The following is a 12452-nucleotide window of genomic DNA, read 5'->3' as shown; positions in this document are numbered from 1 at the left end:
TATGTACAAAAAAAGGCATCTTAAAAAAGATGCCTTTCTCTATAACTGATTGATTATCTTTGATTTACTTATTTTGCAGTCGTGCGGATCAAGTAATCAAATGCGCTAAGTGAGGCTTTAGCACCTTCACCGGCGGCGATAATAATTTGCTTATACGGTACTGTAGTACAGTCACCTGCGGCAAAAACACCTTTAATATTAGTTTCACCACGAGCATCAACAATAATTTCGCCCATCTTATTACGCTCAACAGTACCTTCTAACCACTGCGTATTAGGTAATAAGCCAATTTGAACAAAAATACCTGCTAACGCAATATCGTGCATAGAATCATTGGTACGATCTTTATATTTTAGACCGGTTAATTTAGTACCATCACCATACACTTCTGTAGTTTGAGCATTTAAGATAACTTCTACATTGCTTAAGCTACGCAGTTTTTTCTGTAATACAGCATCGGCTCTCATTTCTGGCGCAAATTCTAACACTGTGACATGTTCGACTAAGCCTGCTAAGTCAATTGCAGCTTCAACACCTGAGTTACCACCACCAATCACGGCGACTCTTTTGCCTTTAAATAGAGGGCCATCACAGTGTGGACAATAAGTTACACCACGAGTACGGTACTCATTTTCACCAGGAACATTCATATTTCTCCAGCGAGCACCTGTTGCAATAATTAAGCTACGGGTTTTTAAAATTGCACCTGATGCTGTTTCAATTTGGTGTAATTCCCCTTCTGATGCGCCTGGGATTAAACGACTGACTGTTTGGCTATCAATCACATCCACTTGATAATCATCAACGTGGGCTTTTAATGCACCTGCAAGTTTTGCACCTTCTGTTTTTGGTACAGAGATATAGTTTTCAATATCAACAGTATCAAGAACTTGACCGCCAAAGCGCTCACCAATAAGACCTGTGTTTAAACCTTTACGCGCTGAATAAACTGCAGCTGATGCACCTGCAGGGCCACTACCAACAATCAATACATCAAATGCATCTTTTTGGTTTAATAATTCCGCAGTACGCTTTTCTGCATTGCTGTCTATTTTGTTAACGATTTCAGCTAAAGTCATACGACCTTGACCAAATTCGTTACCATTTAAGAATACAGCTGGAACGCCCATAATATTGCGTTCCTGAATTTCATTTTGGAACATGCCACCGTCGATCGCTGTATGTGTGACCTTCGGATTTAAAATCGCCATTAAGTTTAATGCCTGAACAACATCTGGGCAGTTATGACAAGAGAGCGAATAATAGGTTTCGAAATGAAACTCACCGTCTAACTGACGAATTTGTTCAAGTAATTCTTGTGCTTCTTTTGATGGGTGACCACCAGTTTGCAGTAATGCTAAAACTAATGAAGTAAATTCATGGCCTAATGGTGAACCGGCAAAACGAACACCCGTTTCTTTTCCTGGGTTAGTAATAAGAAAAGATGGTTTACGTACATCAGCGTTATTATCTTCACGATAAGTGACTTTATCGGATAATGGTTCGATTTCTTTTAATAGCGCTTGAATATCAGCTGAATGTTTACTGTCGTCTAATGTTGCTACTAACTCAACTGGCTGAGTTAATCGTTCTAAATAAGCTTTCAATTGAGCTTTTAAATTATTATCTAACATTTTTGCACCCTCAATAAAATCGGGTGCCGAAACACCCGATAAATAACTTTTTTAGTGGCTTAATTCTTATTTAGATTTTGCCAACTAAATCCAGTGATGGAGCTAAAGTTGCATCACCTTCTTTCCATTTTGCTGGACAAACTTCGCCTGGGTGGCTAGCTACATACTGAGCAGCTTTAACTTTACGCAGCAGGTCTGATGCATCACGGCCAATACCTTCAGCTGTGATTTCAATTGCTTGGATGATACCTTGTGGGTCAACAACGAAAGTACCGCGGTCTGCAAGACCTTCGTTCTCACGCATATTTTCGAAGTTACGAGTTAATGCGCCAGTTGGGTCGCCAATCATACCATATTTGATTTTACCGATAGTTTCTGAGCTGCTGTGCCATGCTTTATGGGTAAAATGTGTATCGGTAGAAACTGAATAAATTTCTACGCCCATTTTTTGGAACTCAGCATAATGATCCGCTAAGTCACCTAATTCGGTTGGGCACACAAAAGTGAAGTCTGCAGGGTAAAAGAAGAAAACGCTCCATTTGCCTTCGACGTCCTTTTCAGTCACTTCTACGAATTGACCGTCTTTAAATGCCATGTTTTTGAATGGTTTGATTGGGGTATTAATTAAAGACATTGTATTTCCTCCTGTTTGGTATGGGAACTAATGTACCTATTCCATTTGAGAATAGCTAATACATTCCTGCTATCAGTTCAATAGGTTTTACCTAATGAGTTGAAGAAATTGATAGAGATAGGTTAACGAAATGTAGCTATTAAAGCAACTAAACAACATGGCAGTATGCCTTACTTACTATCAACCAGTCTCTTTATTTAATATCCTTGTCTTAAATAGCGATATACTTATAACGTTATGAATTATAAAAATAATAATTCAACCTATCACAGATTAGCTTAATACTATTGTGCTAATTTGGCAGGTTTAAGAATAGTATAAGTACACTCAAATGCCGCCTTTTGAATACGATAAATATCTTGGCTATCCATCGTGGATTGAACAACCGCATCACCTGGTTGAAAACGTTGCAATTCTCCCCATGGGGCTTTCATTGCAAAAGCGGGTGTAGATCCTGGCACAATAAAATAATTCATTTCAATTCCTTTCGGAATAAAAGCTTGATAATCATTAGGATAAGAAATTAAATTAATTTTGTTTTTCTCTGCAACATTATAGCGTTGAACAAATTTAGCTTTTCTTACCAATATTTCTTCATTACCTGTCTCTGGACAGATATTTTGCACAACCCAATCCCCTACTTTTGCAGGTTCAGAGACAGTTTCAACACCTTCACCTTTAATAATGGTTGTGATGATCTCGCCTTCTTTAGCCGGCCTTGCCAATACAGGTTTGGTTTTAATAGCAACTCCTGTGATCCCGGCTTGCTGGACTTGAGTAAAATAAGCTACTCGCTCTTTTTGTGGTAATTGTGACAGGTCATCTGCAAATACGAAGGAAGGAATTAAGGCCAAACCTATTAATAGTGTTTTTATTCTATTTTGCTTATAGGTCTTATTATTATTTGGATAACTGTTTTGTGTATAGAAAGGCATTGAAGTATTTCCTACTTAATATTAATCGTATTTAAATACGTTATTTTATGTCTGTAATTGCTAAACAGATTATGACAGGAAATAAAACTATGACACGAGTAAAATCCGTTATCTAGCAGGGAAAAGATCAAAAAATCGAGAGATCTCACAACTTAAAAAAGAGAATATGTAATTAAGAGTAAAAAGCTTCAAACCATTAAATAAAGCATTAAAATACATCCAATTAAATTTATCGAACTAAAAGAAATTACTTATGCAAATAATTTACCCTGATGACTATTCTAAAACTGGCAAACCCGATGAGGCCTTTGAGCAAGAATATCGTTGTGCCAAAGCACTCAATATTCATTGCTTGTTGCTCTCATCTGAAGATATACCATTGGGTAAATATAAGTTTTCACACCCTTTTAAATCAGAACACCCCGTTATTTGGCGAGGTTGGATGCTAAATAAAAATGAGTATCAACAGTTATACGATGCCGTGGATATTCATGGCGGAAAAATGCTTGAAACACCAGAAGATTATATTCGTAATCACCACATAACGGGTTGGTATGAATATTGTAAAAAGTTCACACCAGAAACCGTCATTGTTAATGCAGAAACGGATTTTGAAAAGTTAACTAAGCAGCTTCAATGGCCAGCCTATTTTGTGAAAGATTATGTAAAATCGTTAACGACAACGAGAGGCTCTATCGCTAAAAATGCAGATGATATTAGGGAAATACTAAAATTGATTACACAATTTAGGGGAAATATTGAAGGTGGCGTCAGCCTTCGCCGGGTTGAAGAATTTATTAATAATAGTGAACGTAGATATTTTGTTTTAAATAAGAAAATATTTTCTGCAGATAATGAAATTCCTGAGTTTGTAAGAAAAGTAGCGAAACAGATAAATACGCCTTTTTATTCCATAGATGTAGTCAAAAACACGGCTGGAGAATTACGCTTAGTTGAGGTTGGTGATGGACAAGTTTCTGACATTAAAGAGTGGCAGGTTGAAAAACTCGTTAAAGCCTTTCTTTTATCAGGTATTTGAGGTTTTACATACTTATCGCTATATATAAAAAGGCAAAGACTTCAATTAATAACAGTACATTAAAATTTGAAGTCTTTAGATGTAAGACTAATACCTAACATAAAGTATCAAAAAATAAAATTAAAAGAGATACTTAAAGCGAACACGAGCACCGTAGCGATCTTTATCGCTACTATGTACATTTATCTCGTCTTTGCCATCTATCCGCGAATAATAAGCACCTAAATAGGTTTTAAAATTATCCATATCCAAGATATTAGGCAGTTCGTAAGAAGCAAATACTGTATTGATATTGTACTTACCAGGATTAAGCGTTAGATAGGTTTCATTTTGCCCATTATGCCCGCTTGTTTGATAATAAGCTTTAATATCATTATGTGCATAGATATAACCTAATTGGAATTTACGCCACAATATATTACTACCTATTGAAAAATCATTTTCATCTTTAGCATCAAGATAAGCAGCACTTAAGTTTGCAACAATGCCATTAGTAGGATCATCAGCTAAAGTATCCCATTTTAACGTTAGCCCATAGCCAGTGCGACGTGATTGATCTTGGAATTTTCCATATTCATCCTCATAACCATAAGCTTTACTTATTACGTTTGCGTCTATCGCACCTGCAATTGTTAGGTTATCTTTCTGCCATGCAACAACTGGTCGCATATAAATAACATTTTTACGATTATCAAGTTTACGCCCGTGATACTCACCATCTTTGAAAACTGAAGTTCCATCTTCAACTAACGCATTTAACTCAAAATACCAGTCGTTGTAATGTGTGTTAACCATCATGCTACCACCATCACTACTACGGCCACGCCCTTCTTTCATCATATAAATATAGCCAAAACCATCACCATATAAATCATTTGCAGTATTACCTGAATATTCGACGAAAGTATCTTGATTCAAAGGAAACATATCAAACGCTTCATAACGGCCAATTTTATATTCCCATTTATTACGTTGGCCAAAGTAAAAAGCAGCATCATCTAGATTCATTTTACCCGTCATGTCAGCCATAGGCTGAACACGAAAACCAGCATAATTGCCATTTTTTAATTCTCGTTCACCATCAATACCGATTAAAATCCGCCCATTAAGTGACCATTTTTCATTATCTTCAAAGTCTTTTTGCTTACCAGGCATCATTCTCATTGATGTTAATTGACCTTTTTTACTTGCTGCATCAATATTATATTCAACATCTCCATACAATTTGAGATCACCCCAATTTGTATTAGTAGAGAAAAAACCTGTACCTTCTTTATTTCCTGTATTAGTAAGCTGAACTGACTGTTTTTGTTGAAGTTCATTTAGCTGAGCCTGAGCGATATTGGCTTTAGCTTGAGCTTCATCTGATTGCTTTTCTAATACAGCAATGCGTTGCTCCATATTTATTGCAGTAACGTTATTTACAGGTTTTACTTTAGAACCATTATTTAAATTAATAAGTTGCTCAAGACGAGCGGCTTTTTGTTCTGCTGCAACAGCTCTTGCTTCAGCCGCATTAGCACGTTGTTCTAACGCATTTAATCTTGCTTCTATAGCACTTATATCAGTTTGTGCATTAGCACATAACGGTGTAGCGAGTATCAAACTTATCACTACAGATAATGCTTTCACTTTCATTCGAATATTCCTAAGTTAGCAAATGTTGATTAAATAGGTACGGCAAATACATAACAATCAACTTAGTCGATCGATTGTCCTATTTGATATAGCGTATTATTATTTTTATGCGGCAATATTTTTATAGATATCAACCGTTTATTCGTATCGCTATTTCTATTCTCAACAATAAATAAACCACTATCTATGTTACCTTTCTCTAATTTATGTGCATTAAATGCACGTATTATCAAGTAAGGTATACGTTTGAAGTAATGCACTTATTCTCGTTTAAGTGCTTACGAACGTTTATTATTTTGATCTAGTATTTATTTTATTGTTATTACAAGAATATCTCTGGTTTACGTTTTCTATTTTTATAATGGCTCACTAACCTAAATAAAATAATCGCTAATGTGGAACATTTCCACAATCATTTGTGATTTTTTTGATATCAGTACAATAACCTAAGGAAAATGCTACAAATGGTCATCAAAAAATGATGACTTATAAAAATAAATAAAGGAGTGATTGCTAAGATAGTAATTAGGAAATAAAACGAGTTTTACAAGGAAATTGTTGGTTTCTGTTATTTAAAAACCATTTTTATAAAGCAGTAGGCGAGGAGAAACAACAGATAGAAAAAAACTGACAGAGGTCATATTATGATAACCTCCGTCCATCATTATCATATTCTGCCAGGTTTACGTAATGCTCTACGAAAGTAAGAAACTGGCATTTTAGGGCAAATTTGTTCTTTTACAGCTGGATTATTTTCTAAATCCTCTTTTTCTATTTCATTATGTCTTCTTGTATTTTGTGGTTGAGTATCTGTTTTATTCATCTTCCCTTTCCTCTGAGATCAATGCCTCATTAATAGCTTCGATTTTCTCAACTGCTTCATTAAGAATAGAAGCAATACGTTCCGCTTTTTCCACTGAAAGCTCTTTTAACACCAGTTTATGGCGTAATACAGCCTTTAATTTTCCAACAGCAGACTCAATCTCTTCAGAAACACCACCCGCGTTTTGAGACAAGTCTCTCGCATAAGCAAGTTTTCTTTGAATATTGGCATCTATTTCCTGATGTTCAGTTAAAAATGCAGAGCCTTCAGGTGTGATGCTGTAATTTTTACGACCTTTTTCAGCAATAGTGGCAACCAGTAGATCTTGCTCTTCAAGTAATGTTAGTGTTGGATAAATAACACCAGGGCTAGGCACATATAATCCTGACGAGGCTTCATCTATTTCACGAATAATTTCATAACCATGGCTCGGCTTTTTCGCAATCATGCTGAGCAATAAAACTCGTAAATCACCATGATCAAACATACGTTTTAATTGACGACCTTGGCCTTTACCTCGCCCACCACATCCACGACCGCGTTGTTTACCTTGTTTTTCAAAACCATGTTCGCTATGACAACGTTCACCGCGACCTTCATGTCCGTGATCATGTTCACCATGACAACATTCACCACGACCTTTATGTCCGTGATCATGTTCTCCATGACAGCATTCACTGCGACCTTTATGCCCGTGACCATGTTCACCGTGACGACATTCACCGTGACCTTCATGCCCATGTTCGCCATGACAGCAATGCTCGCCGTGATTTCCATGGTGTCGATCTTGTTTCCCTTTACCCCCACAACGTCCTTTTCCGTGACCATGGTTACCATGTTCGCCGTTTTCGGCGCGTTGTTGATAAAGTGAATGTAATGCTCGAATCATCATAAATATTCCCTCATTGTTTTAGATATATCGAATTTATATAATGCAATATAAACCGATATATCTAAATGATCAAGTTTTAGATATATCTAAATATGCATCTAAATCCACTTTATCTTTAACAATATGATTTATCTATGATTATATACATATAAGACAGAGAGTTATTATGAATGATTCTCATTATCGAGTTTGCTTTTATGTGCTATCAGTGGAAATAAAAGAAGAAAAAATCAAAATAGCTATAAAAAATAAATTTTAGGGAAGTAGTTGTCGCTCTGTTTTAGTGAGCTGATGATTACAAGTAATAAAGAGAAAACGATAAGTGACGACGTCACCTTTTTTTGTGAGGAGAACCATTAAATGTAGATAGAGCCCCAAAAAAGCGAAGATAATGAGATATCACTCATATCTTCGTTTTTTAGGGTGAATATTTTTTAGTGATAAAAAATTATTGTTATAACTATCTCTCTAACGCAGATAAAACGACCTTCTTAATATATTGGTACCCTGCCTCAATTTGTTGTTTATCACCTATTTGTGTACTTTTTATGGTAAGTTGTAACAGACTTAAATGTTTGATTGTTTCCCATTCATTTTTATCTAGACAACACTCATGACAAAACTGTGCAGGCGCATCATCACTATTACGAGCGCAAAGTGTAAGTAAGCTTAAGTCTTGCCTGTAGTGACTTTTTACAACTAAGTTCTCATATATTTCTTTATTCAGCTTATTTTGTGTTTCTAAACATTTATTCCCTTTTTTCACAACTGCAAAATTCAATTTATTAAAATCAGATGCTGATAAAACTCGAATAAAATAATGCTCCCCTTCTTTCTCAAAGGCTTGAGCTTGATTAAAGAATTGTTCAAGTTTGACTCGTGTTTCCCATTGAATCTGGGCATATTTTCCATATCCCGATAAAGTAAAGGGATAAAGTTGATGTACACTCCACATTGAAGCCACTGCGGGTGCTGATTGAATACCGTCAATTTCGGGAACTCCATCAGCTTGCTCTGGACATAATCTTGGTGGGTTAGTTAGAAAATGACTCATGCGTGCATCTTTAATACACACGACACCCGTGGGATAAGGTGAAAAACCAGCTTGAAAAGGCTCAAAAGAGACAGAGTCTGCAAGAGAAAGTTGTGTGACGCTTTCATATATTTCTGGGGTTAATTCAAGTAGAGGCGCTTCTTTTTTTAGTTTTTTGCACAATGTCTTATAAGGAATAAGTTCGTAATTATCATCAAGGAATAAGCTTTTCATATAGCCGAATTGTGAAGCATCTATATGAATATAAAAAGAATTTTTGTATTTTTTTTCACACTCTCTTCTTAATTCAAAAAGTGGTTTTAATTTATCAATGCTGCCATAAGATGGAGATCCTAGCATGCCAATAATACCCAAAATAGGTTCACCCTGTTCAATAAGGCGTAAAACAATACTACGCATTTTTTCAGTATCTGTTTTAAATGATCCATCAATGGGCAATGCAATAAGGTTGTCATATCCTAACCCCAATATATCCATTGCTTTCTTCCAAAATTCAAAACGCGAAACAGGGACAAGCAATTTTCCTAAATGCATCGTTTTTGTCATACCCGTTCCCCGGCATGTCAAATAACTAACATCATCAAAAATCTCACGTTTATGAAGTTGTTCACCCATAGCTAAAATATCTGAGATAGACATATTGAATAATTCAAATGCTTTTTTATCAGCAACCAAATCTCGTGACTTGGGATGGCGGGCAATGGCCATTGGTAATGTTTTTAAATTTCTAAGTGCCCATAATATTTCATAGCAAGCAAGGGTATGACTTGTCGTGATATGCCCAAATGCATCTTTCGATGAATAGCCAATTAATTTACAGAGATCATCTATAATTTTCTTTTCTTGTTGTTTTTGTAAGGGGGAGTGGTGATTAAAAACATTATCTGAATTGTAAGCCAATGCAGAAAGGTAGCCGAATTTAGCCAATTGCATCACCTGTGAATGATGATGAGAAAAATAAGGCTCAATATCTGATTGAGTAAAATTGCTTTGCTGTTTTAGTGTTTCTAAAATATTGTCATAAGCATTATCTACTGCTTTTTTTTCAATCGTACAATTTTTTATTTTAGTCTCTAAATTATCACTATTATTTTTTTTTGCTTTATTTGCATTAGGAAAAGAATACTCACTATTCATTAATATTTTTGCCATCTCTCGATGATAACATGCTAGGGTATCAACGGTTCGGGTATGGTATACACGCTCTGTAGCACTCAGACAGGTTTGTTTATGATTTGCCATCATCGCACCTATATATAAATTTTTGTTATTTGTTTTAATGAGAATTGTGTTTATTAATCGTAAATAATTAATCTCTATTCAAATGATATACTACATGATGAGTAAGAATCTTCTTTATTTTATTGATATCAGTTAAGATTTTTTCAATTCAAACTAAAGTTTTTTCTATCTAATGATAAATGATTTAGTTTTATTTGTTAGTTTCTTTGTTTTATTATCAATTTTGATTTAAGTTACTTTTCAGCTAATGTGATATTATTTTTACTAAGGTTAATACTTAAATCTACTTTAATTAGAATAAATAAATATTTCTATCGCCCAGTATCAATTAAAAGGGATAGATATTAAATTTTATGCTTCACTAAAAATATATTTATTTAATTGTTATTCATTTTTACTTCAATATATAAAAAAACACATGATAAATTGAACATGTGTTTTTCGGAATATTCGCTTTTTTAAACAAAAAATAACCATCACTTCTTATAACAAATAATATTTAACGCCCTTGATTACTATCACTTACGTTATAAGTCGTATTTTCTAGCATAACTTTACCAATTAAATCACCAGATTCCATTAACTGATGAGCATTTCCTGCTTCTGTTAATGGGAAAATGGCATTAATTATTGGCTTAATTTTACCTTCAGTAATCAATGGCCATACATGTTGTTTTAATTCTTGTGCAATGTAAGCTTTTTCTTCTACTGAACGAGAACGCATTGTTGAGCCTGTATGAATTAATCGTTTAATCATCATCGGCATCATATTTACATTTTTTGGCATCCCTTTCATCATGCCCACTTGTATTATGCGTCCAAATTTGCTCGCAACTTGATAGTTCTTTTCGACATAATCGCCACCGATAATATCAAGTACAACATCTACCCCTTTGCCTTGAGTTAAGATAGGAATTTCTTTAGCGAAATCGGCTTGTTTGTAATTAATGACATAATCAGCACCAATTTTGTAAGCTACTTCCTTTTTTTCTTCAGAACCTACGGTTGTATAAATGGTTGCCCCTATAGCATGAGCGAGCATAATCGCAGTAGAGCCAATCCCAGATGTTCCGCCATGAATAAGGACAGACTCACCCTGTTTTAGTTTGCCTAACTGGAATAAATTAGCCCAGACAGTAAAGAAGTTTTCAGGTAATGCGGCAGCTTCAATATCCGTTAAATTCATTGATGGCAATGCGATGTCTTCATGTGCAATACAATATTGAGCATAACCACCACCTGCGACTAAAGCACAAACCCGATCACCCAATTGCCATTTAGTACAGCCTTCACCTAAAGCCACTACTTCTCCAGCAACTTCAAGTCCAGGAATAGGCGAAGCATCTTCTGGTGGAGGGTAGCTTCCTTGCCTTTGAAAAATATCAGGTCGATTAACACCTGAGGCGGCAACTTTAATTAAAAGATAATGAGGAGGAAGTGAAGGAATGGATGATATTTTTGCTTGTAATTTGTCTATATCACCAGGTTCTGTAATAGCAATCTCTAACATTTTTGCAGGTAAAACAGTATTCATCATATGCTCCCATTTAATTTGTCCACTCTCAGAGTTTAACGCTAATTAAGCTGTTTCTATCACTTATCTTATTTATTTTAAGAAAAGTGTTCGCCTATTAAGCAATAAATAGATCAAGTGTATTTAAAGGAAGATTATAACCAACCTTGCTTCTGATGTTGTATGCAAATCGGGCACAATATTGCGTCGGATTTCCATGATAAGAAAGCTAACCGACATTTTTCACAGTGTGCATCATAATAGTGGTAAAGAGTGGGTTCGCTATTTTTAGCGACATGTTCTTTGACATGAATAGATTTAGGAAAACAAACGACTTCACAATTCATACAACCAGTGCAACGTTTTTCATCCAGTTTGAATATATTGTTTTCGAGTTCAATCGCACCTTCATCACAGACCTTGGCACATGCGGAACAAAGAATGCATGTTTCGTTATCTAACTGGATTTGGAACCAACTATCTTCTGGATATAGTTGTTTTCTTGCATTTAATCCTGTTCTTACTTGGTTTTTATTTAATGGTTTTTCATCGAGTTTTTGACGAAAAAGCATAAAACGACGTCCACTATCAATATCAGTAGGTTCCATGATCATTAATTGCCAGATAGGCTCTTGTAATGTTTTTAGTTGAAGATTTAAATTCGCTAAAACAGGAAGCCATTTATCCACTAAAGGTTGCGCTATTTTCATTCCTCTAATGTGATATTGACGATGCCACACTAACAATTCTTCTGTACTGGCTAGTGGTTCATCATGATTAACAACAAGATAATTATCCTGATGTGTTCTTTCATGAGGTGCAATGTTTTCTATTGCATCTACAGGGCAAGTAAATAGGCAATTACCGCATTGAAAACAGCGTTCATTATCTATTTTTACCTCTAGGTGACTAAAAGTGATAGCACCTACAGGACAAACTTTAGAGCAACTATCACATAGGCTTTGTTTGAGGCGTTTTCTAACACATTTATCATTAATAATTGGTTCAGGAGGAAGATCCACCTTAATAAAACGCCTCATACATCACT

At 35.2% G+C, this 12452-nt stretch carries 10 protein-coding genes; 1 reads left to right on the top strand and 9 read right to left on the bottom strand.

Annotation, left to right across the window (positions count from 1 at the left end):
- Window positions 1-68: 68 nt before the first annotated feature.
- From ahpF to ABN217_RS02720, 3 genes are all read right to left on the bottom strand, one after another.
- Window positions 69-1634: an alkyl hydroperoxide reductase subunit F gene (ahpF, locus tag ABN217_RS02730; RefSeq protein ID WP_349439028.1), complete on the bottom strand. Its 1566-nt coding sequence runs from the start codon at window positions 1632-1634 to the stop codon at window positions 69-71.
- Window positions 1635-1704: 70 nt separating this feature from the next.
- Window positions 1705-2268 (bottom strand): alkyl hydroperoxide reductase subunit C, encoded by a 564-nt coding sequence (ahpC, locus tag ABN217_RS02725; RefSeq protein ID WP_006536680.1) that lies wholly within the window; start codon window positions 2266-2268, stop codon window positions 1705-1707.
- 284 nt (window positions 2269-2552) lie between these two features.
- The gene (locus ABN217_RS02720; protein WP_349439030.1) at window positions 2553-3203 is read right to left on the bottom strand and encodes a hypothetical protein; all 651 of its coding nucleotides are present in this window, start codon (window positions 3201-3203) and stop codon (window positions 2553-2555) included.
- Between the two features lie 253 nt (window positions 3204-3456).
- Here ABN217_RS02720 and ABN217_RS02715 point away from each other — a divergent pair, with 253 nt between their 5' ends.
- The gene (locus ABN217_RS02715; protein WP_196552974.1) at window positions 3457-4242 is read left to right on the top strand and encodes an ATP-grasp domain-containing protein; all 786 of its coding nucleotides are present in this window, start codon (window positions 3457-3459) and stop codon (window positions 4240-4242) included.
- A gap of 120 nt (window positions 4243-4362) precedes the next feature.
- Here ABN217_RS02715 and ABN217_RS02710 read toward each other — a convergent pair whose 3' ends face one another.
- The 6 genes from ABN217_RS02710 to ABN217_RS02685 form a co-directional block, all read right to left on the bottom strand.
- Window positions 4363-5880, bottom strand: a complete 1518-nt coding sequence (locus ABN217_RS02710; RefSeq protein ID WP_340893038.1) for a carbohydrate porin — start codon at window positions 5878-5880, stop codon at window positions 4363-4365.
- 667 nt (window positions 5881-6547) lie between these two features.
- A complete protein-coding gene (locus ABN217_RS02705) occupies window positions 6548-6703 on the bottom strand; it encodes a hypothetical protein (protein WP_164526352.1) in 156 nt (51 codons plus the stop codon).
- A complete protein-coding gene (locus ABN217_RS02700; protein ID WP_349439031.1) occupies window positions 6696-7595 on the bottom strand; it encodes a PadR family transcriptional regulator in 900 nt (299 codons plus the stop codon). Before ABN217_RS02700 ends, ABN217_RS02705 begins: the two co-directional genes overlap by 8 nt.
- A 460-nt stretch (window positions 7596-8055) precedes the next feature.
- Complete coding sequence (locus ABN217_RS02695; RefSeq protein WP_340893041.1) at window positions 8056-9891, bottom strand: tyrosine decarboxylase; 1836 nt, start codon at window positions 9889-9891, stop codon at window positions 8056-8058.
- 499 nt (window positions 9892-10390) lie between these two features.
- Window positions 10391-11428 (bottom strand): NAD(P)H-quinone oxidoreductase, encoded by a 1038-nt coding sequence (locus ABN217_RS02690; RefSeq protein WP_196552970.1) that lies wholly within the window; start codon window positions 11426-11428, stop codon window positions 10391-10393.
- A gap of 131 nt (window positions 11429-11559) precedes the next feature.
- Window positions 11560-12444 (bottom strand): 4Fe-4S binding protein, encoded by an 885-nt coding sequence (locus tag ABN217_RS02685; protein WP_340893042.1) that lies wholly within the window; start codon window positions 12442-12444, stop codon window positions 11560-11562.
- Between the last annotated feature and the right edge of the window lie 8 nt (window positions 12445-12452).

The organism is Proteus sp. fly-1067 (genome assembly GCF_040139345.1).
Lineage (GTDB): Bacteria > Pseudomonadota > Gammaproteobacteria > Enterobacterales > Enterobacteriaceae > Proteus > Proteus vulgaris_B.
This window is presented reverse-complemented; position numbering and strand designations above follow the sequence as displayed.